This is a genomic window from Streptomyces sp. SPB162 (genome assembly GCF_029504575.1).
In the GTDB taxonomy this organism is placed as follows: domain Bacteria; phylum Actinomycetota; class Actinomycetes; order Streptomycetales; family Streptomycetaceae; genus Actinacidiphila.
In genome coordinates, this window is record NZ_JAQFII010000001.1 from 3,481,646 (window position 1) to 3,506,776 (window position 25,131).

Genomic DNA, 25,131 nt, shown 5'->3' on the forward strand with positions numbered 1-25,131 from the left:
GTCTTCCGGGCCGGCCGACGCGTTGTCAGCAGCGGTTACGCGCTCAGCGGTGCCAGGGCCATCGGGCGGACGCGGCCCTCGATCATGGCGCCGAGGCCCTGGACCGCGCAGACGTCCGGGCGTTCGGCCAGGGTGACGGGGACGCCGGTGGCGCTCCGCAGCATGGCGTCGAGGCCGGGCATCAGTCCGCTGCCGACCGCGAGCGTGATGCCCCGGTCGGTGAGGTCGGCGACCAGGTCGGGAGGGCAGCGGCGCAGGACGGTGCCGATGGCGTCGAGGACCGCGGTGAGCGGGGTGCGCATCGCGTGCCAGACGTCGTCGGTCTCGACGAGGACGGTACGGGCCAGACCGCTGACGACATCGCGGCCGTAGACCTCGGTGCTGCCGGGGGCCGCCCCCACGGTGCTGAACACGTGGCGCAGCGGGCGCACGGACTGGCTGGGGAGCATCAGGGCGTGCCGGCTGCGCAGGTGCTGCACGACCGCGTGGTCGATGGCGTCACTGCCCACCGGCACGATCTCCGCCGCGACGATCGAGCCGAGCGACAGGACCGCGATCTGCGTCGTCCGGGCCCCGCACACCACGATCATGGTGGCCTCGGGGTGCTCGACGGGCAGCTCGCAGCCGACCGCCGCGCAGATCAGCGCATCGACGAGTTCGGACCCTGCGGGCGCCGAGCCCGATGAGCGTCTCGGTCGCCGCCCGCTGCGCGAGCGGGTCGCTGCCGTGCGGCATGCAGACCGCGGCGCGCGCCATCGGCGCACGGCGCCAGGACGTGCGCAGCTTGTCGCCGAGGAGGTGCCGCAGCATCCGCTGGGCCATGGCGATGTCGACGACGGTGCCGTTCGACACCGGCCGCACCACGCGGATGTGCGGCGGGGTACGGCCTTCCATCTGCTCGGCGCGGGCACCGACGGCGATCAGCGAGCCGGTCGTGAGGTCGACGGCGACCACGCTGGGCTCGTCGACGACCAGGCCGGTGTCCCTCAGGTGGACACGGGTCCTGGCGGCCCCGATGTCGAAGGCGACCGAGCAGCGGCGGAGTTGGTCGAGGGTCGGGCTCACAGCAGCGCCCCCGAGTCGTCGGAGGGGCGGTAGTTGGCGAGGGACCAGATGACGAAGACGTCGATCGCGATCAGCGTCATCGCCCAGATGGGCTGGTAGGGCATGAACATGAAGTTCGCGACGATGTTCAGCGCGGCCAGCGCGATACCGGTGACCCGCCCCCACGCGGACCCCTTCAGCACGCCGTAGCCGACGACGACCGCGATGACGCCGAGGATGAGGTGGATCCAGCCCCAGGACGTCAGGTTGAACCGGAAGGCGTAGCCCGGGGTGGAGAGGTACACGTCGTCCTTGGCGATGGCGACGATGCCCTGGAGGATCGCCAGCACACCGGAGACGGAGAGCATGATCCCGGCGAAGACGGTACCTCCGGCGGCCAGGCCGTTGGCGGGATGGTCGGCCGGAGGGCGGTCGCCGCTCCAACCTCCCCGGGGGGTGGACGGCGGAGTGGACGCGGTGGGTGAATCCTGGCTCACAACGGGCTCCCGAGATCGCGACGACCAGCACGACGGGGTCATTGATCATGATTATCCCGCCTTAAGGACAAAAGGATCAGTTGCCCGGTCCGGTCCCGCCACCGGAGATGGGCCGTTCGGGGGGCGCGGCCGGAATCCGGCCGCCTGCGGACGCGGATACCCGCCGGGCGACACGGTGAGGCGACGTGATGGGGCACGGCGTGGAGGCAGCCCGGAGGAACTCCTCGACCAGGTGCCTGCGCGCCCTCTCGAAAGCGCCGCCGAGGACGACGTGGCGGTGCTGGTGGCCCGGGTGGTCGCGCCGTGATCAGCTGAAGGGGACGACCGGGGGGCCGGCGAGCGCGGGAGCCGTGGGCAACCCGGTGACCGCGCTTTTGGCGGGGGCGGGGGCCGCGGGGGGCGGGCCCACGACGGGCTGGAGGCGCACGCCGTGCTCGCGCAACCACGGCACGGGATCGACCGCCGACCCCCACTCGGGCGTCACCCGCACCTCGAAGTGCAGGTGCGGGCCGGTGGAGTTGCCGGTGCTGCCGGACAGCGCGATCTGCCGGCCCGCCGGAACCCGCTCGCCGACCTTGACCTGCATCAGCGACAGGTGCGCGTACTGCGAGAAGTACCCGTTCCCGTGCGCCAGGACGATCTGGTTGCCGAACCCGTCGCCGCAGGTCGCCCGGACGACCGTGCCGGCACCGATCGCCCGTACGGCGGTGCCTTCCGGCACGGCGAAGTCCTGGCCGGTGTGCCGGTTCGCCCAGTGGTCGCCGGCCGCGTCGAAACCCGCGGACAGGGCGTAGCGGTCGACGGGCGCGATCCAGGCCGCGTGTGCCGGGGCGCCGGTGCCGGGCGCCGGCATCTCCTCGGGGATGGCGTTCGCGCACTCCTGCGGGGAGGCCAGCCGGGCGGATCTGGCGGCCTCCAGCCGCCGCAGCAGCTCGCCGGCCCGCCGCAGCTTGGCCGTGATCTCCTTCCGCAACCCGGCCGCGCGCGCGGTCTGCTCGTCCAGGTCCTCGAGCGCCCGGTCGGCCGCGGCCCTGTCCCGTCGCAACCGCGTGGTCGTCGACTCCACGGTGCTGAGCAGGGCCGCCACCGCCTCGTCACCCTTGCGCAACCGGCCCATCTGGTCGAGGAGATCCTCCGGGGCCGCGGAGAGCATCAGCGCGGCGGTGGCCGGCAGGCCCGCGGAGCGGTACTGCAGCCGTGCCAGCGCGCCGATGGTCTCGTGCAGCCCGTCCATCCTGCGCCGGCCGAGCGTGACCGCCCGCCGCAGCCGGACGGCCTTGGCCCGCTGCCGGTCGGCGGCCCGCCGGGCGCCGTCGTACGCGGTGGTGGCGTCGGCGGCCTGCCGGTAGGTGGCGTCGACCTCGGCGGAGACCTCGCCGTAGCGGTCGTCGGCGCGGGCCTGCCGGCCGCCGTGGGACGACACCGGCAGGACCGGCAGGACCGTCAGCAGCCCGGCGCAGATCAGCACGGTGAGTGACCTGACGGCCGACCCGCGGACGGAGGCGGTACCTGGCATCGGAGGATCATCGCGCCACGCCCGCCACCCGCGCGTTCAGGACACGCCGCGGGCTGCGGCTCTCCGCCGTTCGGCCCTACCGTGAAGGCGCGCGACCGAGGATGGTCACTTTCCGTGGTCGCGACCGACAGACTGATCTCTCCGTGACCGCCACCGGATCCCGGGACGGTCTCCCGGCGGCGGTCACGGTCCAGTCGTCCGTCCCGCGGCCCCCGCGCGCTATTCGGCGTCGTCCAGCCGGAATCCGACCTTCAGCCCCACCTGGTAGTGCTCCACCTCGCCGTCCACGATGTGGCCGCGCATCTGGGTGATCTCGAACCAGTCGAGACCGCGGAGAGTCTGCGACGCCCGGTGGATCCCGTTGCGGATCGCGGCGTCGATGCCTTCGTGCGAGGTGCCCACGATCTCGGTCACCCGGTACGTGCGGTCGGTCATGGCGTTCTCCCGGCGTAGTGGGTCGGCTTGGTGCATGGCGGGACCGGTGTGCGGAACGCGTCCCTCCGTCCACGGTGCCCGAGGGGCCACCGATCCGCATTCCGATCCGCATTCGCGCAAAACCGGACATAAGCTCATGTACCCGACCGTCTTCCGCCGGAGGAGAGGAAGCGCGTGGACCGCCTGTCCGGCCCCTGGCCCCTCCCCGTCCGCTGCATCCCGGCGGCCATCCTTCTGACGGGCGTCTCCTTCGACCTCCTCACCCCGATCGACTACCACGGCGGGCCGCTGCTCGCCGTGTCCTGCGTGGCGGCGGGGGTGACGCTCTCGTTCCGGTCCACCCTGCTCCACTCCGTCGTCGCCCTCGGGGCGATGGTCGGGCTGACGGTGGGGCACGGGTCCTTCGGCCACGTCCTGGGTGCCGCCGAGATCGCCAACGTGCTGCTGGCGGGCATGATCGGCCTCGGGGTGAACCGGCTGATCGCCCGCTACGGCCGCAGCCTGGCCACCGTGCGGTCGGTGGCGGAGGCCGCCCAGCGCGCGATCCTGCCCACCCCGCCGGAACGGATCGGCCCGCTGGACATCGCGGTCCGCTACCGCGCCGCGCAGAGCGAGGCGCGGATCGGCGGCGACGTCTACGCCGTAGAAGACACCCCGTACGGGACTCGGCTGCTGATCGGCGACGTGCGGGGCAAGGGGCTGGGCGCGGTCGCGGCGGTGTCGGTCGTGCTCGGCGCCTTCCGGGAAGCCGCCGAGTGGGCGTCCGACCTGCCGGAACTGGCCGGCCGGCTGGAGCACGCCCTGATCCGCGAGGGGGTCCGCCGGTCCGGCGAGGACCAGACGGAAGGCTTCACGACGGCGCTCGTCGCCGAGTTCTCCGCGGACTGCCGCACGCTGCGGCTGCTCAACCGCGGCCACCCGGCCCCTTATCTGCTGGTCGGCGGCGTGGTCCTGGCCCTGGACGCCGTAGAGCCGGACCTGCCGCTCGGGATGGGCCGGCTCAACGGCCACCGCTCGGCGCCCGACACGCACGCGCTGCCGCCCGGCGGCAGCCTGCTCCTGATCACCGACGGGGTGACGGAGGCCCGCGACAGCGCCGGGATGTTCTACGACCCCGCCGTACGGCTGGCGGGCCGCGGGCCGTTCCGGGGCCCGCGTGAGGTGATCGACGCCCTGGTGAGCGACGTCGAGGAGTGGACCGGCGGCAGCGGTACGGACGACATGGCCGTGCTCGCCGTCACCTACCACTCCCCCTGACCGCGCCGCGGGTTGCTCCGGGCGGTCACACGTCGAGCGTGATCCTGCCGCCGTCGGCCGTCGCCCGGGAGACGCAGACCAGCATGTTCGCGTCCGATCGGCGGGCCGCCGCGCTGCCCGCGTGGGCGACCTCGCCCGCGAGGACCGGGAGCCGGCAGGTGCCGCAGAAGCCCTGGCGGCAGGAGTAGCCGGTCTCCGGGCGCTGTTCGGCCAGGACGGAGAGGGCGGTCCGGTTCGCGGGCACCGGGAGGACCGGTCCGTCCGAGCCGAGTTGCAGCTCGAAGGGGGTGCCGTCGACGACCGGGGGCCGCCGCGAACCGCTCGAAGTGCAGCCCGCCGGCGCCGGTCGCGTCGAACGCGTCGCGCACGGCGGCGATGAGCGGCGGGGGTCCGCAGAAGTACACGGAGGTGCCCGGTCCCGCTCCGGCCAGCAGCAGTCGGGGCGTGGGGATGCCGTCCGTGTCGTCGGTGCGGACGCTCACCCGGCCGGAACCACCCGCCAGCTGGGCGATCTCGTCGAGGAAGGGCAGCGACGCGCGGCTGCGGCCCGTGTAGACGAGCCGCCAGTCGACGCCCGCCGCGGCGGCGGCCCGGACCATGGGCAGGATCGGGGTGATGCCGATGCCGCCCGCGATGAACAGGCAGGCGCCGCCCGGCGCGTAGGCGAAGGCGTTGCGCGGGCCGTGGGCGCGCAGTTCGGTCCCTTGCACCAGCGTCTCGTGGATCTCGCGGGAGCCGCCGTCCCCGTCCGCGATGCGCCGCACGGCGATCCGGTACGTGGTCGGGTCGGCGGGGTCGCCGCAGAGGGAGTATGGGCGGCGGCGTCCCGACGGCAGGTCGAGGTCCAGGTGCGCACCCGGGTGCCAGCCCGGCAGCGGGCCGCCGTCCGCCGCCGCGAACCGCAGGCTGACGACGTCCTCGGCCTCCCGCCGCACCTCGGTGACGACGAGCCGCAGCGAGCGGTCGACCGGCCGCGGCTCGCGCCGCTTGCGGCGGGCGCTCTGCCACAGCAGGAAGGGCGTGACGCGCGCCATCAGGGCGAGGATCGGGTCCGGGCGCGGGTCGGTGGCGCTGCGCGGCGGCGGCGTCCGCAGGTCGTACTCGGTCTCGGTGCTCACGTTCGGTCCTTCGATGTCCTTGGACGAGTCCAGCGGATCAGCGGTGGGCGGCGCGCGCGGCGGGCGAGGCCGCGAGATAGGCGACGGCCTGGGTCGTCGAGCCGTAGTGCGAGGGGTGGTAACCGGGCCGCAGGTAGCCGAAGTACAGCCGCACCAGGCTCGCCGGGCTCGGCAGCACGCCCTTGCGCGAGGCCCGGAACCAGTCGCGGAAGCGCGGCTTGTCGCGGCCCGGGACGCGCTCGGGGTCGGCGGCCATCAGGTAGCGCAGGCCCCGGACCCACCAGTGGACGAGGACGGGGAAGGCCACGGCATGGGCGCGGACCCGGTTGCGGTAGCGGCCGTCGAGGTGGGTGAACAGGTCGTAGGCGACCGCCCGGTGCTCGACCTCCTCCGCGCCGTGCCAGCGGTACAGGTCGAGGATCCCGGGGTGGTGGTCGCTGCGGTCGATCGCGTCGGCGTTGAGGATCCAGTCGCCGAGGTACGCGGTGACGTGCTCGATCGCCGCGATGATCGCGACCCGGTCGATGACCCAGCCCCGCGCCTTCTCCCCGGTCAGGTCGCGGTCGCCGAGCATCGTGCTGAAGAACCAGCGCAGTTGGGCGGTGTACGGGCGGGTGTCGAAGCCGACCTCCGCGAAGTGCGTCAGGACGGTCTGGTGCGACGCCGAGTGCGTCGCCTCCTGGCCGATGAACCCGATGACGTCCTCGCGCAGCCGGTCGTCCCTGATCATCGGGACGGCCTGCTGGAAGACGGTGATGAACCAGTCCTCGCCCTCGGGCAGCAGGATGTTCAGCACGTTCGCGAAGTGCGTGGTGAACGGGTCGCCGTCGATGTAGTGCATCGGCAGGTCCGTCCAGTCCCACTGGACGTCGCGGGGGGCGAGCACCAGGTTGTCCGGCTCGGTCGCGGTCATTACCGTCCTGCCTTCCGTGCGGCGGACGGCTCGGGCGCCGCCGCGCCCCGCGTCCGGTCGATGAGCCGCGCGGTGAACTCCGCGACCAGGTCGGGGCGGAACGCGGGCAGCCAGTGCCCGCCGTCCACGAGGTGGATCTCGGTGTCCGGCGCCCAGTCGGTGATCTCGGTCTGCCAGGGCACGAGCACGAACAGGTCCCGCCGGGGCGCGAGGACCTGCGCGGGCAGGTCGGCGCGGCGCGGCCGGGGGTGGAGGGTGCGCGGCAGCACGTTGGCCCGGTAGAGCTTGAGCCCCGCGCGGTTGCGGGACGCCAGTCCCCGGCCGTAACCGGGGGGCGGCTCCCCGGTCTCCAGCCGCCGGACGGCCTTCGTCACCGCGTCGAGCACGCCGGCCCGGCAGGCGAGCTCCGCGATGCCGGGCAGGTGGAAGAGGCCCACGTACCCGGAGGCGAGCGACTGCCGGGCGAAGTGCCACAACCTGCGCGGGCTGGGACGCAGCTGCGCCCGGAACCAGCGTCCCGTGTGGTCCAGGTCCGGTCCCGAGATCGACGTCAGCGACGCGAAGCGGTGGGCGGTCTCCGGCACGGTCACCGTGTGCCAGCTCTGCACGGAGCCCCAGTCGTGCGCCAGGACGTGCACGGGCGCGTCCGGGCTGACGGCGTCGGCGACGGCGGTGAGGTCGGCGGCGAGCTGCGGGAGGAGGTAGTCCCGGTTCCGACGCGGTACGTCGGAGGCGCCGGAGCCGCGCACGTCGTACGTCACGACGTGGAAGCGGTCGGCGAGGTGCCGCACGACCCCGTCCCAGACGCCGTGGTCGTCGGGGAAGCCGTGCACGCACACGACCGTCGGTGCGGTCGGGTTCCCGTGTTCGTGAACGGCCAGCCGGACGCCGTCCGAGGCCGTGACCCATCGCTGCGACATGGCGGTCACGATGGCAGCTTGTTGACGTTGTGTCTACTAGTGCGCCCACACCTTCTCCGTGGCCGTTGCCCCATCGAGACGCTTCCGCAATTCCTCCGATGCCTCCGACAGACGTCGGCGTTCGTCACACCTGGAAAGGCCGACGAGTCCGTGGGGGAATCGCATGAAGCGGTACGAGCAGCATGTGTCCGGAACACGTACGGGAAGCGCTCGCCGGGGCGCCGTCGCGGCGGCCGTCGCGGGCGGGCTGCTGCTCGCCGGGTGCAGTGGTGGGACCCCCGACGCGTCGCACAACGGCAGTTCCAACAAGGTTCCCGTGCGACCGGCGCCCGCGGCTCCGTACAGCGGGCCGGCGGCGTCGGCGAACCCGGGCGGTGCGGCCGAGGACAGCTCGGGCAACGGCGACAGTGGTGGCGACGCGAAGAAGCGCGACCAGGCGGCGCCCGGTTACCTGTCCACCTTCGCGCTGGACGTCGACACCGCCTCGTACGGGTACGCGAGGCGCACCCTGACGGGCGGCGCGCTGCCCGCCCCCGACACCGTGCGCCCGGAGGAGTTCGTCAACAGCTTCCGGCAGGACTACCCGCAGCCCGAGGGCGACGGATTCTCGGTGACGACCGACGGCGCCCGCATCGACGGCGCCGGCACCGAGAGCACGGACGGCGGGGGCCCGGACGGCGGGGGCGGCTGGGCACTGCTGCGTGTCGGGTTGGCCACCCGCTCCGCGCAGAGTGCCGGCCGGGCGCCCGCCGCCATGACGTTCGTCGTGGACGTCTCCGGCTCGATGGCCGAGCCCGGCAGGCTCGACCTCGTGAAACAGGCCCTGGGCAGCTCGATCGACTCGCTGCGCCCGGAGGACTCCCTCGCGATCGTCACCTTCAGCGGCGAGGCGCGGGTGGACCTCCCGATGACGCGGCTGGGGGCCGTCGAGAGCCGCGGCCGCATCCACTCGATCGTCGACGGACTGGAGCCGCGCGACGAGACCAATCTCGCGGCGGGGGTGCAGGCGGGCTACGACGAGGCGGTCAAAGCCGCGCGGCCCGGCGTCACCAACCGGGTCGTGCTGCTCTCCGACGGCCTCGCCAACTCCGGGGACACCACCGCCGCCGCCATCCTCGACCGCGTCGGCGCGGCCCGGCGCGACCACGGCGTCACCCTGTTCGGGGTCGGCGTGGGCAGCCAGTACGGCGACAAGCTGATGGAACAGCTCGCCGACAAGGGCGACGGGCACACGTCGTACGTGTCGGAGCCCGAGGCGGCCCGCAAGCTCTTCACCGAGCAACTGCCCGCCAACGTGGACCTCAGGGCCCGCGACGCGAAGGCGCAGGTCGCCTTCGACCCGCGGACCGTCGGCGCATACCGGCTGATCGGCTTCGAGGACCGGGCGGTCGCCGACGACGACTTCCGCAACGACGCGGTGGACGGCGGCGAGGTCGGCCCCGGACACACCGTCACGGCCCTGTACTCGGTCCGCCTCAAGGCGGGGGCATCCGGCCACGTCGCCACCGCCACCGTCCGGTGGCTCGACCCGTCCACCCGCGCTCCCCACGAGCGGTCCGGCACGGTCGAGGCCTCCGCGCTGACGTCCCCGCTCTGGACCGCCGCCTCCAAGCGCCTCCAAGTCGACGCCGTGGCGGCCTACTTCGCCGACTGGCTGCACCACCGCCTCCCCTCGGCCCGCCTCCCCGGCGCCCCCGGGATCCCGGCCCTCGCCGAACACGCCTCGACCCTGGCCGGCAGTACCGAGGACCCGGCCGTCCGGGACCTCTCCCAGGCCGTGTCGCAGGCGCGCCGGCTGACGGGCTGACGAAGACCCCGCTACGGGCCGCCGAGAACCGCTCGGTCGGCCGCCGCGGTGCCGTGCGTCCAGCCCTCGTGGTCACGGCCCTTGAGCCGGTGGGAGGTGGTGGTGGGGAACATGCGGGTGGTGGTGTCACGGACCGCGATATCGCGCGCGGCGAGCGCGGGCAGCAGGCGCTCCGCCGGGAGGTCGGGGGCGTGGACGGCCTGCTCGGTGGCGTCGGCGAGGCGTTCGCGGATGCGACCCGCGTAGGCGATGAGGAAGGACTGGCGAAAGTCCTTGGAGAGCGAACCGCCCTTGCGCGCCTTGCCGCCCCGACCCTTGGCTCCGCCCCCCTCGGCCCGCGGGGTGCGCAGCATGGCGGCGTCCGCCTGGACCAGCAGCGAGGTGTAGAGCAGTTCGACCGCCTCCAGGTCGGGTTCGAAGCCGACGACCGTCGAGAAGCCGAGGTCGCCCGCCCACACCGCCTGGCAGCGGTTGGCCGCCGCGACGGCGTCGAGCAGCAGCGCCTTGGCGCCCTCGTAGGGCTGGTCGATGCCGATACGGCAGGCGCCGGGGCCACCGGGGGCGCCCGCGCCCGGATCCGCGGCGATGAGGGCCTCGTCGATGCTGTGCCGGGCCATCAGCTGCTGTGCCTTGGAGGTGAGCGCCTCGGCCTCCTCGGGAAAGTCGGTGGACTCGGCCTTGGCGAGCAGGGCGCGGATCCGGCCGAGCAGCGGGACCGCGTGGCGGTCGGCCGGGCCGGGCGCCGCCGTGGGCGCCGTCACCGGGGTGATGCGGGGCAGCCGTCCGAGCAGGCGCAGGAGCTCCAGGACGGAGACGGCGGCGGAGAATCCGTCGAGCCGTTCGCGGCGGCCGTGGGCGGCGAGGAGCGTGCCGGCGCCGTCCCACGGGCCCGCCGCCCGCAGTTCCGCGAGTTGGGCGGCCCAGCGCGGATCCTTCGACGCGAGGTCCGCCGGGGCGGTGCGCGCCTCGGCGGTGATCAGGTCGGCGGTGAGGCGGGCGTGCCCGTCGGTGAGCCGGCGGCGCGCGATGCGCACGACGTCGGCGGGCTGCCAGCCGCGGGTCCAGCAGGACCGGACGAGCCGGTCGGTGACGGCGAGCAGCGCGCTGTTCGCGGCGCCCGGGCCGTCAGGGCCGGAGCCGGCCGCGGCCAGGGCCGAGGCGCTCAGGTCGACGGCGTCCTCGGCGTCGGCGTCCGCCGCGTTCAGCGCGCCCAGGTAGGCCCGCTCGATCACGTCCCGCACGTCGTTCTCCGCCACGTCCGCCGTTTCACCCTTCGAGTCGCGCATCGTCACCCGCTCCCACCCGCTCCCACCCGGTCAATTCTGCGGGAGGGCCGGCGCGCTACTCGCCCTGGGCGGTCTCCACGCTCTCGTGGAGGTCGGTGGCGGCCTCCACGGCCGCCGCCGCGGAGAGCAGGAGACAGCCGGCGAGGAGGGCGGCCACGAGGCGCGGCCCACGGGACTGCCGCCGGCCGGTCGGCGGTGCGGCGTGCAGCAGGGCCGCGACGCGGCGCGGCACGGGGCCCGTGGTGGCGCCCAGGGCGGCACTGGGGCGGGCGGAGCCGACGGTGCGGGACGCGAGGGCGGCGCGGCCCACCGCGCGCGCCGCGAGGCGGCGGTCGCCGACGGCGGACGCGGCGGACTCGTCGGCCCACCGCTCCAGCGCGTACGAGAGCGGGTCCCGCAGCCCGCGCAGCAGCGGATGGCAGGTGGCGGCGAGCGCGGCGACGACGAGGAAGCGGTGGTGGTGGCCGGCGAGATGGGCGCGCTCGTGGGCGAGCAGCGCCTCGCGCTCCCCGGGCCGCAGGGCCCGCAGCATGCCCGTGGTGACGACGATCCTGCCGGGGCGCCCCGGCAGGGCGTACGCGTCGGGTTCGCTGTCCCGCAGGACGGCGAGCTCGCCGGCGGCCCCGCAGGCGCCGGTGGCGGCGCGCGCACGGGCCATCTCGGCGCGGTAGCGGCGGCCGGTGAGGGTCACCGCCGCCGCGCAGACGGCGAGCAGCAGCGCGGCGACGCAGGCGGCCGGGGCGGTCAGGCCCGCGCCACCGAGGCCGACGAAGCCGCCGAGCCCGCCGGAACCGGCGCGCAGCAGCGGCAGCGTGAGGTGGCCCAGGGCGGCGACCGGTGGCAGCAGCAGGGCGCCCTGGGCGGCCAGCAGGACCAGGGCCAGGGTGCTGCTCGCGGCCAGGACCGCGGCCGTACAGGCCAGTAGCCAGGCGGCGCCACGCGGCGCGAGGGAGGCCGCGAGCCGGCGGGCGACCGGGACCGCGAACAGCGGCATCAGCAGCGGCGGGATCAGGTCGGGGTTCACCGGGGGCCGCCCGGTCCACGCTCCCCGCCGTGGGCCCGGACGCCCCGACCCGCTTCCGACTCCTCGACGCCCGGGTCCGCGTCGTCCAGGAGGGCGCCCGGGTCCGCGTCGTCCAGGAGGGCGCGCAGCAGTTGCTCGTCGTCGGTGCTCAGCTGCGACACGAAGCGGGCCAGCACGGTCTGCCGGTCCTCCTCCTTGTCCAGCTCGGTGCGCATCCGGCGGGCGGCGAGGCCCGGCGAGTCCTGGGTCGGGGTGTACGCGTAGCCGCGCCCCGCCCTGGTCCTGGCGACGGCGCCCTTGTCGTGCAGCCGCGCCAGGATGGTGGTGACCGTCGTGCGGGCGAGGGCACGCCCGAGGTCGCGCTGGACGTCGGCGGGGGTGAGCGGTCCTCCGGCGGCCCACAGCGCCGCCAGGACGCTCGCCTCCAGCTCGCCCGGCGGGCGGCGCGCCGGATGTGTCTCTGGCATGAACGCCCCTTCCACCTGATTCGTCTACAGTGCTGTAGACCGTCTACGCGACTGTAGTCGGCCGGGTGCGGCGCTGCTCGCCCCCGCAGCCCATTATGGGAGGGCCCTCCGACAATGCCCCTGCCTCTGGCCACACCCCTGCCGGACGCCGTTTCCCAGGCGGTACCGCTGGCGGTCAACGTCCTGGACGCCCACGACCTGCTGGCGACCTTCGGCGCGATCGGCATCGCCGTAGTGCTGTTCGCGGAAACCGGCCTGCTGATCGGGTTCTTCCTGCCCGGCGACTCGCTGCTGTTCACCGCCGGCCTGCTCTGCGTCCCCGGCGCGTCGGACGTGGTGCATCTCTCCCTCTGGCAGGTCCTCGTCGCGGCGTCCGCCGGGGCGCTGCTCGGTGCGCAGACCGGCTACTGGATCGGCAGGCGGGGCGGTCCGCCGCTGCTCGCCCGGATCCGCAACCCCCACCTGCACGACGGCGTCGGGCGCGCCGCCGAGCTGCTGGAGCGGTACGGGCACGCCAAGGCCGTGGTGCTGGCGCGCTTCGTCCCGGTCGTGCGGACCGTGCTCAACCCGATGGCGGGCGTGCTGAACGTGCCCGCGCGCACCTTCACCCTCTGGCAGGTCATCGGCGGCCTCGTCTGGTCCGTCGGCCTCGTGCTCGGCGGCTACGCGCTGGGTTCCTCGGTGCCGCACGTCGACAAGTACCTGCTGCCGATGGTCGCGCTCATCGTGATCATCTCGCTCACGCCGCTCGCACTGGAGCTGTACCGCTCGCGGAACCGCGTCAAGGCGGCCGGTACGGCGCCCGGTACCGGTACTGGTCCCGACGCGCCGGAGGGCCTGTGAAACCCGGCATCGACGCGGGCCTCTACTCCTGGATCACCGATCTCGCCCAACACGCGCCGCGGCCGGTCGACACGCTGATCCAGGTGGGGAGCGACTACGGGCTGGCGCTGTTCGGCGTCCTCATGCTCGTCGCCTGGTGGCGCGCCCGGCACGGCGACGCGGCCAGGATGGCGACGGCGCTGCTCGTGCCGGTCGCCGTCGTCGTCGCCTACGCCGTCAACGACGGGATCAAGATGGTCTTCGACGAGCAGCGGCCGTGCCGGACGCTGCACACCGTCACCGTCGAGGCCTGCCCCGCGCTCGGCGACTGGTCCTTCCCCAGCAACCACGCCGCCATCGCCGCCGCTGCCGCCGCCGCGATGCTCGTCACCGACCGGCGGCTCGCGCGCCTCGCGGTCCCCGCCGCGCTGCTGATGGCCGCGTCGCGGGTCTGGATCGGGGTGCACTACCCGCACGACGTGCTGGTCGGCCTGATCGTCGGCGCCTTGGTCGCCTGGCCGATCACGCGGCACGCCCACCGCGCCGCTCCGGCCGTCGAGCGGCTACGCGGCACCCGGTTGAAGCCGCTGCTCAGAGCCGCGTAGCGGCTGCGGGCGGCCGTCTCGACCTCCGCCCAGCGCGCCGCGGGGAGCGACTACGGGGCGGGGGTGTGCACCTCGGGTGCCGGGGTGGGCTTGGCGGTCGCCGCGGCGTCATCGGCCTTCAGCGCACGCGCCTCGGACTTCAGGATGCGCAGGGACTTGCCCAGACCGCGGGCGGCGTCGGGCAGCTTCTTGGAACCGAACAACATGATCAGAACCAGCGCCACCGTGATCAGGTGCCACGGTTCCAGCCCGTTTCGCAACACGGGGATCCTCGCTTCGCTTGGAGGTGGCCCAGGGCCCGGGGATGTGTCGGGAGGGCCCGGGGATATGCGTCGACTGTCGCATTGTCACCCGGGCGGGTGTCCCATCAGCCCCTGAGCATCCAAAGCATGGGCAAAGGCTGTGCATACACCCGCCTCCACGCACCGGCCTCCATGCACCGGCCTCCATGCGCCAGCCCCCATGCACCGGCCTCCACGCACCGGCCTCCATGCGCCAGCCCCCATGCGCCGGCCCCCATGCACCAGCCCCCATGCGCCGGCTTCCGCACGCTTCAGTCCAGCTTCTTCCAGGCGGGGCTCAGCACCATGGCCCGGAGGCGGTCGATGGTGAACACCGGCGCGGAACGGGTGGCGGGCCGGTGGTTTCCGCCCGCGTTCAGTTCGGCGAGGACGATCCGCCGGCCGTTGGGGCGCAGGATTTGGGCGATCCACCGCACGGTCCCGCCGCCGCCCCTCTCCGCCGAACCCTGGGAGACCAGCAGGCGGGTGCCGTCGGCGAGCGTCTCGCCACCCGAGAAGAACTGCAGGTTGTCCGGGTCCTTGGGCGACCAGTACTCCACATTCACCTCGATCAGCGTCTTGCCGTGCCCGTCGTCCACGGTCACGTGCGCGAAGCCCTCCGAGTCGTCCGCGTCGCTCTGGCGCAGGCCTGCCGGCATCAGCCCCTTGAGAACGGCACTGATCGCGGGTCCCGGCGTGGTGTGGCTCACTCCGGTCGTGGCGGGGGTGGTGGGAGTGCCGGTGGAATCTCCGGTGGCGGTGGGTGCCGGCTGGTTCGCCGGGGCCTTGGCCGGCCCGAGGGCGTCGAACACCGGCTTCCAGCGGTTCACGTCCACCAGCGCCGTCAACTGCGCTGCGGTCAGCGGCGGGTCCGGCCGGGTGTCCGGCGCGCCCTTCTCCGCCGCCGAGTTCCACTCCATGGCCTCGACGACATGGCCGTCGCGGGTGGTCAGGGTGGCCCGCCAGTTCTTGGTGTCGACCCTGCGGTCCGGGTACTCGTAGCCCTTCAGCAGGACGAGTACGGAACCGTCGGCGAGCACCGAGCGGTCGCACGCGTCGAACTGCACGTACGCGCGGTCCGGGCACCGGGTGCCGGAATCCGCGCCCTGCCCGGAAGACGCGTGGTTCAGGCTGACGCTGACCAGTCCCGGCCCGTTCCCGTCGTCGAAGACGACCTCCGCGTACGGGGCGCCGATCAGGTCGCCGCTCCCCTTCGAGCCGCTGCCGCGGCCCTGCTCACCGGTTGTCGCGCCGGGCGGCAGCGCCGCCTTGAGCAGGTTGATCATGCGCCGCGCGGTGACCCGCTCGCCCGACGCGAGGACGGTGGTCGCCGGTGCGCTCCCCCCGGCCGGCTGGTCGTCGACGTGGTGTCCGACCGAACCCGACAACCCGCCCGCCATGAGTCCCCCGACGGCGACCAGCGTGAGGGTGGCCGCACCGCCCGCGACGGCGGCCCTGCGGCGCAGCCGCAGGACACGGCCACGCGCCGCACCACCGTCCACCAGCGCCCTGTTGTCGGTGGAGAACGTGTCTGCCGCGCCGCGCAGGGCGTGGGAGAGGTCGTCCTCGAAGGGGTCCGAGGGCGCGAAGGGGTCGAAGGGCACGGGGGTACCACCGTTTCGTAGGGCGTGGGGCGCGGGGGTGGGTGGAGTCGGCCGGGGGCCCGAGATCAGTTCGCGGCGAATTCGGCGAGGGTGCCGCCGAGCAGTTCGCGCAGCTTCGCCAGCGCCCGGACGGAACGGGTGCGCACGGAGCTGGACGTCGCTCGCATCACGTAGGCGGTCTCCTCGATGCTTCGGTCCTCCCAGTACCGCAGCACCAGCACCGCGCGGTCCTTGGGCGCCAGCCGGCCGAGCGCGTCGAGCAGCGTCAGGCGCAGCGTCGAGTCGACGCCCGCTTCGCCCATCACGTCCGGCAGGTCGGCGATCGGACGTTCGCGGTTGCTGCGGCGACGCTGGTGCGAGAGGAAGACCCGCACCAGGACGGTCTGCGCGTAGCCGGCCGGATTGTCGATCTTGGAGGTCCGACCCCAGACGACATACATCCGGCCGAGGGTCTCCTGGACGAGATCCTCGGCGAGGTGCGTGTCGCCACTGGTCAGCAGGCATGCCGAACGGAAGAGATGGCCGGCGCGGTTCGCGGCGAAGTCCAGATACCCGTCCGCGTACCCGTCCGCGTGCGTCTGCCGCATTCACCCCCCGATCGCCGTGTACACCTCATTGACGCGCCAAGGGTGCCCGAATGTTTCACGGCCTGGGGGACTTTCCGCGAGCTCCGCTCGCACGTTCCACCGCGCTACGCGGCGACCGTGACCGATCCCTGGCCGAGGGCGGGGGCGGGGGCGGCGGCCGACGCGGCGACCGGGACGGTGGAGGTACCGGCGGCCTTGCCGCCGCCCTTGGCGAAGACGACGACCCGCAGCACGATGAAGCGGCCGACGCCCGCGAGCCCGGAGGCTGAGAGGTACACGCCCTGCTCCAGCAGCGCGCTCGGGTGCGGGTGTATCGCGTGCAGCACGAGCAGCGCGGCGGTGGTGAACAGGTAGCAGATCGCGGCCGTCAGACCGGACTTGACGTGGTCGCCCAGCCGGGCCCGCCCGGCCCGGAAGGTGAAGCGGCCGTGCAACTCGGTGGCCAGCAGGGTCGAGGCGACGGTCACCAGCGCGTTGGCGAGCACCAGGGGCAGCGAGCCCGTCAGGAGCAGCAGGACGGCGCTGGACAGCAACCCCACGCCCCCGCCGCACACGACGAACCGCACGAAGGCCGCTACCGGCCCCGTCCCGCCGCTCGGGTGGTCGGTGCTCCGCTCGATGCTCCCCGTGGTCTCCATGTCCCCTAGGGTCCCGTATCCCACTGACAGCGCGCTGACTTCCACTGACCGGTCACTGACCGCCCGCTGACACGGTGCCCGCCGAGCTGTCACGATGGGTGTGATCGCAGGAGGAATGCATGACAGAGGTGTTTCTACGGCGTCTGAGCCGGTGGCAGGCAGAGGCGCAGAGGGAGGCCTTCGCGGACCTCTACGTCGAGTCCTACCGCGGCGTTCAGGGCGAAGAGTTCCACAGCCGGCAGGTTTTTCTGCGGCGTTTCGCGGAGCACGTGCAGCATCCCGGGTTCGACATGACGATCGCCGGCGACCCGGGGCTCGTGGGGTTCGCATACGGCTTTCCTCCCGATCGCGACGGCGAGTGGTGGCAGGGGTTCGTCGGCGGGGTCCCGCAGGAGTTGGAGGAGCACACCGCCTCCGGGCAGGTCTTCGCCGTCGTCGAGCTGCTCGTCCTCCCCACCCACCGCCGCCTCGGGGTCGCCGGCCGGCTGCAGGACATGCTGCTGTCGCGCAGCGACGCGGCCGTGGCGTCCGTGCTGGTCGAGACGCCGAACGTGCCGGCGCTGGCCGCGTACCGGGAGTGGGGCTGGTCGAAGAACGGCGAAGTCCGCCGCCGGCAGGACCACATGTTGTCGGTGCTGGAATCGTGGGGCCGCAGCCTCGCGGACTAGCGGAGCCGCGGCCGTGGCGTGATCACGGCAGCAGCAGCGTCTTCCCGACGACGTCCCGCGCCTCCATCGCCCGGTGCGCGTCGGCGGCGCACTCCAGCGGGAACGTCTGCCCGATGACGGGCCTGATCCGTCCCGCCGCGGCCTCCGCCAGCGCGCTCCGCAGCAGCCGTCGGGGCGGCGTCGGGCGCGAACTGCACCTGCTCGATGCCGCGCAGGGTCACCTCGCGCCGGCGCGCGTCCTCCGCGTCGATGGGCGCGAACCCACCCGCGGCGGCACCGTGCGCGGAGAACTGCCCACCGGCGGCGGTCATTTCGAACGCGGCCCGTCCGATCCCCCCGCCGACGCCGTCGTAGACCATGTCGGGTCCCGCGCCGCCGGTCGCCTCGCGCACCCGCTCCTCCCAGCCCGGCAGCGAGTAGTCGACGACGGCGTGGGCGCCCAGCTCCGCCAGCAGGTCCAGCTTCCGCCGGCCCCGGGCGGCGGCCACGACGCGTTCCCCGGCCGCCAGCGCCAACTGCACCATGAGGATGCCCAGCCCGCCGCCGGCCCCGGTGACCAGCACCCACTCCCCCGGCTTCGTGCGGGCGCCGTCGGCCAGGCCCAGCGCGGTGGTGCCGTCGTGCACCAGGGCGGCGGCCTCGCGCGACCCGAGCCCGTCGGGTACGGCGACCAGCGCGTCGGCGGCCACCAGAGCCCGTTCGGCGTACCCGCCGCGGTCACCGACACGGGCCGCGACGGCCCGGCCGATCCAGCCGGAACGGACCCCCTCGCCCACGGACAGCACCCGTCCGGCGACCGCGCCGCCCGGCACGTACGGCGGCCGCACCGGTACGAAGTCCCGGGCCAGGCCCGCGCGGATCCGCGCCTCGAAGAGGATCACGTCGGCCGCCTCGACCCCCACGACCACCTCGCCGGGACCGGCCACCGGATCCGGCAACGACACCGCCACCAGAACCTCGGGCCCCCCGAACCGCGTCACCTGTACCGCGCGCACACCCATCACTCCCCGTGGTCGCCACTTGCTGCTTCGTCCACGAGGAAGTCTCGGAGTTGAACCAAGGTTCATGTCAAGGAGGGAGCGCTCCCGGCGCCGTCGAGGTGCGCGAACTCGGCCGCGTTGAGGATGATGTCGCCTGCCGCGGCCGAGTCGCGGACCGTCCCGGGCCTGCCGGCGCCCGGGGTGGGCACGACGACGGGGGATTTCGCCGGCAGCCACGCGAGCATGATCCGCTGCGCACTCACCCCGCGGTCTCGCGCGACCTCGTGGAACGCGGCGAAGGGCGTGGCGGGAGCGCGGGCCACCGCCCCTCGGCGGTGGCGCCTGGCAGCCACTCCGTACCGGCGGAGAACCGGAAACCAGGTCGGTGGCGCGCGAGTTGTCCCTCGCGCTAGTAGCGGTCGAAAGAGAACGGCGACATGCCGTCGCCCCCTCCCGCTACACGCCGTCGCCCCCTCGCGCACGACGGAAGACCGGGCGCTCGGCCCCGACCCGCGCCGCGACCAGCCCGCTCAACTCCTAGGCCGTGTCTGACACATCCCGCCTGGCCCGGGACGCCTGGCACGCGCGCTCTCCCCCAGCTACCGCTGGGAGGAGCCCCCAGTTGTCGGGCCCGCCCCAGTACGTCCAGTACAGGGGCGACCCTCCGCCGTGCGATCGCACGCACCAGACGCCCCAGGCCCCGCCCTCCGGGCGGACGCCGGTATGGGTCAGACACGGCCTAGACGCCCAGCTCACCGTGGGAGTTCGCGTTGACGGCCCCGGTCATCACCCCGATCGACCGCTGTGGGGCGAACGCTCAGGTGTCGGTGGAGCGCCAGGCGTCCGCGCCCGCCTGGGAGGCGGCGTGCGAGGCCACCTTCGCATGTCGCAGGGCGCGGACCGCGAGTTCGGCCGGCGCCACCTCCATACGACGGACGTATCCCCGCCCGGCGTTCAGCAGCGTGACGCCGATCATGACCGTCCCGGCCAGTCCCAGCACCGCCGCGACGCCCGTGACGGCCACGCCCACCGTGAGCATCCGCGTGTCGATGTCGATTCCGTGCGCAGTCATCCGATTGATCGCCATACACCCAGCCTGAGCGCCCGAGCCGTCTTCCGCACCCCGGCAGGACCGTCCGGGACCCTGATCCGCCGACCACAGCGCTCTGACAACTTCTTCACAGGTGCCTGCCAGCCTGTCGATCATGCCGGCTGTCGCACGGCGGCCGCCGGACGCGGCGTCCGCCGCACGCGACAGCCGCTCCGACCCCGATCAGCCCGTACTCGGGTCGGCCGGTACACCTCCGATCGGCTTGTACCCAGGCCGGCCGGTACTCCGACCGACCTGTACCCCGACCGGCCGGTACTCCGACCGACCGGTACTCCGATCAGCCCGTACACCGATCAGCCCCTACTCCGATCGGCCCCTACTCCCGATCGCCCCGTGGCCCGATCGACCGTCAACGGAAGGCCCCACCATGTCCTACCTCCGCACCTTGCGCACCGCCGCCGTCACCGCGTTCATCGCCGGCACGGTGCTGCTCCCGGCCACCGGAGCGTTCGCGGCCGACGCGAGCGCCAAGCCGGCCCCCACCCCCACCTCCGCCCCCTCGGCGGCCCCGGCGACCGACGCCCCCCGGCCGGCCCCGTCCGCCACCGCCTCGGTCGGATCCCGGACCCCCGAGCAGGCCCCCACCCCCACCGCGAAGCCCGGCGTGAAGACGCCGCGCGGCGGCGTCGCCGCAGGCGAGCAGCCGGCCGCGAGCACGGGCGGCACGAGCACCGCGACCATCGCCGGCTCCGCCGCCGCGGCCGCCGCGCTCGCGGGCGCCGGTTTCGTCATCGTGCGCCGCCGGACGGCGCGGCACGACGGCTGACCTCTCGATCCACGCGGTGCGCCGCCCGGACGGGCGGCGCACCGCTTCGCGCGTCAAAGGAGACTCATGGCCCGCATCCAGCACCCGGCGCGCGCGCTGCGAGCACCACTCGTCGCGCTGGCCCTCACCACCCTCACCACCCTGACCGCCTGCTCGGCCGGCTCCCCCTCGGCGGCCACCGCAACCACGCCCGCCGCCACCGCCACCACCGGCACGGCGGTCCCGCCTCCCGCGACGGCACCCACCTCACCCGGGGACCCCACCCGTGTGGCCATCCCCTCCCTCGGCGTGGACAGCTCCCTCCTGCGGCTCGGCCTCAACGCCGACGAGACCGTACAAGTCCCGCCGTCGGAGCAGGGCATGACCGCGGGCTGGTACGTGAACAGCGCCGTACCCGGCGAGCGCGGCGCCTCCGTCGTCATCGGCCACAACAACACGCGTTACGGCAAGGCCGTCTTCCACGATCTCGGAAAGATCAAAAAAGGCGCCGACATCGCCATCCGCGGCGCCGACGGCAAGATCACCCACTTCACGGTGACCACCACCCAGACGGTCAGCAAGAAGTCCTTCCCCACCCAGCAGGTCTACGCCCCCACCCCGGCCCCGACCCTCCGCCTGATCACCTGCGACGGCTCGATCGACGCCCAGGGCCACCCCGTCGACAACCTGATCGTCTACGCGACCCTGACGACCTGACCCCGCGACCGCGCGGAACGAGCGCGCCCCCTCGGACCCGTTCTCCCGGGTCCGAGGGGGCGCTTCCGCTCATTCCGGGGCCAGGCCGGATATCAGCAGTGCTTGACGGAACCCGATTTGAGAGCCAGGTGTCCGTTGTAAATCCACCCGAGGTTCTCCACGCGGGTCCACTGATTCCCATAACTGTTGATGGTGTAGCACCAGGCATTAAGGTCGCGCCCCGGCACCACACTGGCCGTCGCGGTACATTCCGACGCCGGCTCCTTGAACGCCGTCGCACCACCCACGACAACGACGACCCCGTTGGACTTGTCAGTCGCCGACACGTGATCGCAGGCCCCCTGAGCCGATGCGCTCGCAGTACCCACATTCACCGCGATACCGGCGCGATGCACTTTCCGCGCAGAAAAACACCGTCGGAATACAACGATGCCCCGTTCAACGGATTACCCCGGCCGAGCCACCCCGCCCGTCCGAAGCATCGATGCCCCACCAACGCGCCACGCAGGGCATCGCCAACCGACCCCAGCCGAACCCCAGGGCCACCGGAAACACGAAACCCCAGGTCAGTTTCCTGACCTGGGGTTCCCCATGGGGCCGCCTTCGGGATTCGAACCCGAGACCTACGCATTACGAGACCGTGAGCGATCATGCCGCCGGATGGCGCGTGATGCCGTCAGGTGATGTCGCGCCTGATCAGAGCACACGCGAAGAGTTGACCCCTGCTACATCGTGATGCACCGTCCAAAGGCATCCGGCCACCGGCTGGCCACCGGGATGGTCACCACCGGTGGCCAGACACCGCATCAAGGAGGCGTCGCGAATTTACGGGTTGCTTCCAGGGCTTGGGCTCGTTGATGTGGTATGGGCCGTTTCGATGAGTTGATCAGTCCGTTGCGTGCGAAGTTCGAGGCGGTGACCCCGCATCTCAACGAGCGGCAGTGTCGTCTGCTGTACGCGGCGGAAGCGAGGCAGCTCGGACATGGCGGGATCGCGGTGGTGGCCAGGGCCGCGGGGGTTTCCACGGGGTGCGTCAGTCGGGGGCCTGGTCGAGTTGGAGGACGATGCCGAGCCCGATGGCCGGGTACGTCGACGAGGTGCGGGGCGTCCCGCGCTGGTGGCGAAGGACCCGGGGCTCCGGCCTGCACTGCTGGCGTTGGTTGAGGACAGCACGCAAGGTGACCCGATAGGGCCGTTGACCTGGACCACGAAGTCGCTGCGGCATCTGGCCACCGAGCTCGCCGCTCAGGGCCGCACGGTGGGTCGGGACGTGATCGCCGCATTGTTGAAGGAGGCGGGCTTCAGCCTGCGGAGCAACGCAAAGGTCCTGGCAGGCAGCGGCCACCGCGACCGCGACGCCCAGTTCCACCACCTCAACGACAAGGTGCGCCAGTTCCTCGACGCCGGCGACCCCGTGATCAGCGTGGACACGAAGAAGAAGGAACAGATCGGGCTGTTCGCGCAAGGAGGGCGGGAATGGGCACCGCCCGGCAGGCCGGTGAAGGTCCTCGATCACGACTTCCCCTCCCAGGCGGTCGGCACCGCGATCCCGTACGGCATCTACGACGTCGGACGCAACACCGGCTACGTCGTGGTGGGCACCGACCATGACACCGCCGCGTTCGCGGTGGCCGCCCTGCGCCGCTGGTGGAAGGAGGAGGGTCGCGCGGCCTACCCGAACGCGCGCCGCCTGTTGATCACTGCCGACGGTGGCGGCTCCAACAGTTCCCGGGCCAGGGCATGGAAAGCGAACCTCGCCGCTCTGGCCACCGAGACCGGCCTTCAGATCAGTGTGTGTCACCTGCCTCCCGGCACGTCGAAATGGAACAAAGTGGAGCATCGTCTGTTCTCGTTCATCTCGATGAACTGGCGGGCACGCCCTCTGACCAGCTACGAAGTTGCCCTGAACCTCATCGCGGCCACCACCACGAGCACCGGGCTGAGCGTGAATGCCCGCCTGGACGAGGGCACCTACCCCATCGGTATCGAGATCGACGCCCAGCACGCCGCCGCGCTCACCATCACCCCCGACAGCTTCCACGGCGAGTGGAACTACACGATCCCGCCCCAGGCCGGCGTCCCCGCCGTGCCCCTCCAGCCACCCACACGCCGGGCCCACCCCCGTCACGCCCACACCTTCGACACCACCATGGCAACCCACCCCGTACTGACCGGGATGACCCGACACGCACTCGATCAACTCACCACAGAAGTACGCACGTTGATCGATCAAGTGCCCACCGGCCAGCGCCCCCGCCACCGCAAACTCGCCGTGGAAAGCATGATCTGGGCCGCCGTCCTCGATCAGCGCGGGCTGCCCTGCTCACTGACCGCCCACCTCTTCCGCATCGGCGAGAACCAGATGCGCACCCTGATCAAGCAGATCCGGCCCCTGCTCCAGCAACACGGCCACCACGCAGAACCACTGCCCATCCGACTCGTCGACCCCAGCGAACTTGCCGCCTATGTCATGCACGCAACATCAATGACAGGCTGACGTGACACGCTCCATCAATTAATCGACGCCCCCCAATGGGGTTGTCAGAGTGCGGTACGTGATCTTCTGTCCGGCTTGTGATCACTCGATGGGGTGACGGTGGGGCATCATCGCCGGTCAGGCGTTCGGGATTCGCTTGGGTGGCGGGATGAGTGATCGCAAGTCGTACTCGAGTGATGTCTCCGACGAGCAGTGGGCCCTGGTCGAGCCTGTGGTCACGGCGTGGAAGGCCGCGCATCCGTCGGTCAGTGGCCACCAGGGCAGATATGCGATGCGGGAGATCGTGAACGCGATCCTGTACCAGAATCGCAGCGGCTGCCAGTGGGACCTGCTGCCCCACGACCTGCCGCCCGCCGGTGCGGTGAAGTACTACTTCTACAAGTGGCGCGACGACGGCACCGATCAGACCATCCACGACCTGATGCGGTGGCAACTGCGGGAGAAGAAGCGGCGATTAGCCGACCCGAGCCTCATCATCATGGACACCCAGAGCATCCGTGTGGCCGTCGGCGTCCCGGTCGCCACGACCGGCAAGGACGCGGCGAAACGGGTGCCGGGGCGCAAAAGATGCCTGGCCGTGGACGTATTGGGTCTCGTCGTCGAGGCTGTCGTCCTGCCGGCGTCCGCGCACGACAACGCCGCCGGCATCGCGCTGCTGGACGGTGTTGCCGCCCAGATGGACACCGTGAAGAAGGCCCTGGTCGACCAGGGGTTCAAGAAGGCCGTCGTCGACCACGGCAAGCAGTACGGCATCGACGTCGAGATCGTTGAGCGCAACCCGGCCGACAAGGGCTTCGTCCCGCAGGCCAAGCGGTGGATCGTGGAGCAGACGAACGGGATCCTGATGTTCTCCCGCCGCCTGGTCCGTGACTACGAGCACCGGCTCGCCACCTCGCGCTCTCGCGTCTTCTGGGCGATGACCTCCGTCATGGCCCGCCGGCTCACCGGCGCCACCCTGCCCTCCTGGAGGGCCGCATGAGCGACAATCCGCAGGTCAGAGACGTCCTTGCATACCTCGAGGCCCGGGAGGCCGAACTCGGTGAGCGGGCCGGGCAGCTCCGCGTGTCCATCGAGGACCTCACCGCCCGCCTCGGCGAACTCGACGCGGAGACCGAGAACCTGCGCATCACCCGCAAGACCCTCCTGAACATCCCGGCCCCGGAGCCCGCCGACGATCCGCCGCGGCCCGAGGCCCCGGACCACCCCGCCTACCAGCAGATTCTCGCGGCCTTCACCGACACCGGCCATCCGATGCGGGCCCGGGACCTGTGCGAGGCACTCGACCTGCCGATCCTCCCGAAGAACACCGAAGGCATCCGGTCCAAGCTGAAACGCCTGGTCACACGAGGCATTCTCACCGAACCCGAACCCGGCCTGTTCGCTCAGCCCCGCACCTGACTACCAGTCCGACCCGCCGACCAGGACTCCTCACCCAACCCCAAGCACCAACCGGACATCAGGTCACGTACCGCACTCTCAGACTCCTACACACCGCACCAGGCACTTCTCCTCCGGCAAGACCCGTACCTGCTTGTGCTACTGCCAGCAGGAGCGGCGGGCGAGACAAGGGTCATCCAGGTAGGAACGCCCCA

Annotated in this window: 25 protein-coding genes and 4 pseudogenes; 10 read left to right on the forward strand and 19 right to left on the reverse strand. The window is 72.6% G+C overall.

The annotated features are described in order from the left end of the window. Window positions 1–35: 35 nt before the first annotated feature. The 4 genes and pseudogenes from M2266_RS15760 to M2266_RS15775 all read right to left on the reverse strand — a co-directional run bounded on the left by M2266_RS15760 (window position 36) and on the right by M2266_RS15775 (window position 3,492). Window positions 36–1,065 (reverse strand): annotated as a pseudogene (locus M2266_RS15760) (rod shape-determining protein). Next, the gene (locus tag M2266_RS15765) at window positions 1,062–1,541 is read right to left on the reverse strand and encodes a hypothetical protein (protein WP_277438771.1); all 480 of its coding nucleotides are present in this window, start codon (window positions 1,539–1,541) and stop codon (window positions 1,062–1,064) included. The pseudogene M2266_RS15760 and the gene M2266_RS15765 overlap by 4 nt, the downstream one beginning before the upstream one ends. A 307-nt stretch (window positions 1,542–1,848) precedes the next feature. Next, window positions 1,849–3,057, reverse strand: coding sequence for a M23 family metallopeptidase (locus M2266_RS15770; protein ID WP_277438772.1), 1,209 nt, complete (start codon window positions 3,055–3,057; stop codon window positions 1,849–1,851). 219 nt (window positions 3,058–3,276) lie between these two features. Then, on the reverse strand, window positions 3,277–3,492 hold the full coding sequence (locus M2266_RS15775; protein WP_269269833.1) for a dodecin: 216 nt from the start codon (window positions 3,490–3,492) through the stop codon (window positions 3,277–3,279). 174 nt (window positions 3,493–3,666) lie between these two features. Here M2266_RS15775 and M2266_RS15780 point away from each other — a divergent pair, with 174 nt between their 5' ends. Continuing rightward, window positions 3,667–4,749: a PP2C family protein-serine/threonine phosphatase gene (locus M2266_RS15780; protein WP_277438773.1), complete on the forward strand. Its 1,083-nt coding sequence runs from the start codon at window positions 3,667–3,669 to the stop codon at window positions 4,747–4,749. A gap of 25 nt (window positions 4,750–4,774) precedes the next feature. Here M2266_RS15780 and M2266_RS15785 read toward each other — a convergent pair whose 3' ends face one another. The 4 genes and pseudogenes from M2266_RS15785 to M2266_RS15800 form a co-directional block, all read right to left on the reverse strand. Continuing rightward, window positions 4,775–4,993 carry a 2Fe-2S iron-sulfur cluster binding domain-containing protein gene (locus tag M2266_RS15785; RefSeq protein WP_277441227.1) on the reverse strand — a complete coding sequence of 73 codons (219 nt, stop codon included), beginning with the start codon at window positions 4,991–4,993 and terminating at the stop codon, window positions 4,775–4,777. 178 nt (window positions 4,994–5,171) lie between these two features. Continuing rightward, window positions 5,172–5,783, reverse strand: a pseudogene (locus tag M2266_RS32345) (ferredoxin reductase); the annotation flags it as partial. Window positions 5,784–5,904: 121 nt separating this feature from the next. Beyond that, window positions 5,905–6,780, reverse strand: a complete 876-nt coding sequence (locus tag M2266_RS15795; protein WP_277438774.1) for a metal-dependent hydrolase — start codon at window positions 6,778–6,780, stop codon at window positions 5,905–5,907. Continuing rightward, entirely contained in the window at window positions 6,780–7,700 is a 921-nt protein-coding gene (locus M2266_RS15800) for an alpha/beta fold hydrolase (protein WP_277438775.1), read from the reverse strand. The genes M2266_RS15795 and M2266_RS15800 overlap by 1 nt, the downstream gene beginning before the upstream one ends. Before the next feature lie 184 nt (window positions 7,701–7,884). On the opposite strand from M2266_RS15800, the gene M2266_RS15805 reads away from it, so the two are divergent. Then, window positions 7,885–9,507 (forward strand): von Willebrand factor type A domain-containing protein, encoded by a 1,623-nt coding sequence (locus M2266_RS15805; RefSeq protein WP_277438776.1) that lies wholly within the window; start codon window positions 7,885–7,887, stop codon window positions 9,505–9,507. An 11-nt stretch (window positions 9,508–9,518) separates the two neighbouring features. Here M2266_RS15805 and M2266_RS15810 read toward each other — a convergent pair whose 3' ends face one another. The 3 genes from M2266_RS15810 to M2266_RS15820 are packed head-to-tail and all read right to left on the reverse strand — an operon-like array spanning window position 9,519 to window position 12,284. After that, complete coding sequence (locus tag M2266_RS15810) at window positions 9,519–10,793, reverse strand: DUF2786 domain-containing protein (RefSeq protein ID WP_277438777.1); 1,275 nt, start codon at window positions 10,791–10,793, stop codon at window positions 9,519–9,521. Between the two features lie 55 nt (window positions 10,794–10,848). Next, window positions 10,849–11,817, reverse strand: a complete 969-nt coding sequence (locus M2266_RS15815) for a M56 family metallopeptidase (RefSeq protein ID WP_277438778.1) — start codon at window positions 11,815–11,817, stop codon at window positions 10,849–10,851. Then, window positions 11,814–12,284 (reverse strand): BlaI/MecI/CopY family transcriptional regulator, encoded by a 471-nt coding sequence (locus M2266_RS15820; RefSeq protein WP_277438779.1) that lies wholly within the window; start codon window positions 12,282–12,284, stop codon window positions 11,814–11,816. Before M2266_RS15820 ends, M2266_RS15815 begins: the two co-directional genes overlap by 4 nt. 114 nt (window positions 12,285–12,398) lie before the next feature. Here M2266_RS15820 and M2266_RS15825 point away from each other — a divergent pair, with 114 nt between their 5' ends. Then, window positions 12,399–13,127 carry a DedA family protein gene (locus M2266_RS15825; protein ID WP_277438780.1) on the forward strand — a complete coding sequence of 243 codons (729 nt, stop codon included), beginning with the start codon at window positions 12,399–12,401 and terminating at the stop codon, window positions 13,125–13,127. Beyond that, a complete protein-coding gene (locus M2266_RS15830; RefSeq protein WP_277438781.1) occupies window positions 13,124–13,711 on the forward strand; it encodes a phosphatase PAP2 family protein in 588 nt (195 codons plus the stop codon). Before M2266_RS15825 ends, M2266_RS15830 begins: the two co-directional genes overlap by 4 nt. A gap of 50 nt (window positions 13,712–13,761) precedes the next feature. On the opposite strand, the gene tatA is transcribed toward M2266_RS15830, so the two are convergent. From tatA to M2266_RS15850, 4 genes are all read right to left on the reverse strand, one after another. Continuing rightward, the gene (tatA, locus tag M2266_RS15835) at window positions 13,762–13,974 is read right to left on the reverse strand and encodes a Sec-independent protein translocase subunit TatA (protein ID WP_277438782.1); all 213 of its coding nucleotides are present in this window, start codon (window positions 13,972–13,974) and stop codon (window positions 13,762–13,764) included. 290 nt (window positions 13,975–14,264) lie between these two features. Further along, a complete protein-coding gene (locus M2266_RS15840) occupies window positions 14,265–15,596 on the reverse strand; it encodes a hypothetical protein (protein WP_277438783.1) in 1,332 nt (443 codons plus the stop codon). A 65-nt stretch (window positions 15,597–15,661) separates the two neighbouring features. Further along, complete coding sequence (locus tag M2266_RS15845; protein ID WP_277438784.1) at window positions 15,662–16,183, reverse strand: SigE family RNA polymerase sigma factor; 522 nt, start codon at window positions 16,181–16,183, stop codon at window positions 15,662–15,664. Between the two features lie 104 nt (window positions 16,184–16,287). After that, complete coding sequence (locus M2266_RS15850) at window positions 16,288–16,821, reverse strand: GtrA family protein (RefSeq protein ID WP_277438785.1); 534 nt, start codon at window positions 16,819–16,821, stop codon at window positions 16,288–16,290. Between the two features lie 119 nt (window positions 16,822–16,940). Between M2266_RS15850 and M2266_RS15855 the strand changes: the two genes are divergently transcribed. Further along, window positions 16,941–17,489 (forward strand): GNAT family N-acetyltransferase, encoded by a 549-nt coding sequence (locus tag M2266_RS15855; RefSeq protein WP_277438786.1) that lies wholly within the window; start codon window positions 16,941–16,943, stop codon window positions 17,487–17,489. 22 nt (window positions 17,490–17,511) lie between these two features. Here the strand turns inward: M2266_RS15855 and M2266_RS32350 are convergent, their stop codons facing one another. The 4 genes and pseudogenes from M2266_RS32350 to M2266_RS15875 form a co-directional block, all read right to left on the reverse strand. After that, window positions 17,512–17,655: a zinc-binding dehydrogenase gene (locus M2266_RS32350; RefSeq protein ID WP_346780946.1), complete on the reverse strand. Its 144-nt coding sequence runs from the start codon at window positions 17,653–17,655 to the stop codon at window positions 17,512–17,514. A 97-nt stretch (window positions 17,656–17,752) separates the two neighbouring features. After that, window positions 17,753–18,556: pseudogene (locus M2266_RS32355) on the reverse strand (zinc-binding dehydrogenase); the annotation flags it as partial. Continuing rightward, window positions 18,553–18,792, reverse strand: coding sequence for an aldo/keto reductase (locus M2266_RS15870; RefSeq protein ID WP_346780897.1), 240 nt, complete (start codon window positions 18,790–18,792; stop codon window positions 18,553–18,555). The pseudogene M2266_RS32355 and the gene M2266_RS15870, both read right to left, overlap by 4 nt. A gap of 494 nt (window positions 18,793–19,286) precedes the next feature. After that, the gene (locus M2266_RS15875) at window positions 19,287–19,541 is read right to left on the reverse strand and encodes a hypothetical protein (protein WP_277438787.1); all 255 of its coding nucleotides are present in this window, start codon (window positions 19,539–19,541) and stop codon (window positions 19,287–19,289) included. A gap of 406 nt (window positions 19,542–19,947) precedes the next feature. On the opposite strand from M2266_RS15875, the gene M2266_RS15880 reads away from it, so the two are divergent. From M2266_RS15880 to M2266_RS15900, 5 genes and pseudogenes are all read left to right on the forward strand, one after another. After that, the gene (locus tag M2266_RS15880) at window positions 19,948–20,346 is read left to right on the forward strand and encodes a hypothetical protein (RefSeq protein WP_277438788.1); all 399 of its coding nucleotides are present in this window, start codon (window positions 19,948–19,950) and stop codon (window positions 20,344–20,346) included. A 66-nt stretch (window positions 20,347–20,412) separates the two neighbouring features. Further along, window positions 20,413–21,042, forward strand: a complete 630-nt coding sequence (locus M2266_RS15885) for a class F sortase (protein WP_277438789.1) — start codon at window positions 20,413–20,415, stop codon at window positions 21,040–21,042. A gap of 864 nt (window positions 21,043–21,906) precedes the next feature. Continuing rightward, window positions 21,907–23,116 (forward strand): annotated as a pseudogene (locus M2266_RS15890) (ISAzo13 family transposase); the annotation flags it as partial. A 571-nt stretch (window positions 23,117–23,687) separates the two neighbouring features. Continuing rightward, window positions 23,688–24,518, forward strand: a complete 831-nt coding sequence (locus M2266_RS15895; RefSeq protein ID WP_277438790.1) for an IS5 family transposase — start codon at window positions 23,688–23,690, stop codon at window positions 24,516–24,518. Next, complete coding sequence (locus M2266_RS15900) at window positions 24,515–24,937, forward strand: hypothetical protein (RefSeq protein ID WP_277438791.1); 423 nt, start codon at window positions 24,515–24,517, stop codon at window positions 24,935–24,937. The genes M2266_RS15895 and M2266_RS15900 overlap by 4 nt, the downstream gene beginning before the upstream one ends. Window positions 24,938–25,131 lie beyond the last annotated feature (194 nt).

Coding starts and splice junctions, on each gene's coding strand:
- M2266_RS15770 (WP_277438772.1), bottom strand. CDS start 3,057: ATGCCAGGTACCGCCTCCGTCCGCGGGTCGGCCGTCAGGTCACTCACC.
- M2266_RS15775 (WP_269269833.1), bottom strand. CDS start 3,492: ATGACCGACCGCACGTACCGGGTGACCGAGATCGTGGGCACCTCGCAC.
- M2266_RS15795 (WP_277438774.1), bottom strand. CDS start 6,780: ATGACCGCGACCGAGCCGGACAACCTGGTGCTCGCCCCCCGCGACGTC.
- M2266_RS15800 (WP_277438775.1), bottom strand. CDS start 7,700: ATGTCGCAGCGATGGGTCACGGCCTCGGACGGCGTCCGGCTGGCCGTT.
- M2266_RS15810 (WP_277438777.1), bottom strand. CDS start 10,793: ATGCGCGACTCGAAGGGTGAAACGGCGGACGTGGCGGAGAACGACGTG.
- M2266_RS15820 (WP_277438779.1), bottom strand. CDS start 12,284: ATGCCAGAGACACATCCGGCGCGCCGCCCGCCGGGCGAGCTGGAGGCG.
- M2266_RS15825 (WP_277438780.1), top strand. CDS start 12,399: ATGCCCCTGCCTCTGGCCACACCCCTGCCGGACGCCGTTTCCCAGGCG.
- M2266_RS15845 (WP_277438784.1), bottom strand. CDS start 16,183: ATGCGGCAGACGCACGCGGACGGGTACGCGGACGGGTATCTGGACTTC.
- M2266_RS15850 (WP_277438785.1), bottom strand. CDS start 16,821: ATGGAGACCACGGGGAGCATCGAGCGGAGCACCGACCACCCGAGCGGC.
- M2266_RS15855 (WP_277438786.1), top strand. CDS start 16,941: ATGACAGAGGTGTTTCTACGGCGTCTGAGCCGGTGGCAGGCAGAGGCG.
- M2266_RS15875 (WP_277438787.1), bottom strand. CDS start 19,541: ATGACTGCGCACGGAATCGACATCGACACGCGGATGCTCACGGTGGGC.
- M2266_RS15880 (WP_277438788.1), top strand. CDS start 19,948: ATGTCCTACCTCCGCACCTTGCGCACCGCCGCCGTCACCGCGTTCATC.
- M2266_RS15885 (WP_277438789.1), top strand. CDS start 20,413: ATGGCCCGCATCCAGCACCCGGCGCGCGCGCTGCGAGCACCACTCGTC.
- M2266_RS15895 (WP_277438790.1), top strand. CDS start 23,688: ATGAGTGATCGCAAGTCGTACTCGAGTGATGTCTCCGACGAGCAGTGG.
- M2266_RS15900 (WP_277438791.1), top strand. CDS start 24,515: ATGAGCGACAATCCGCAGGTCAGAGACGTCCTTGCATACCTCGAGGCC.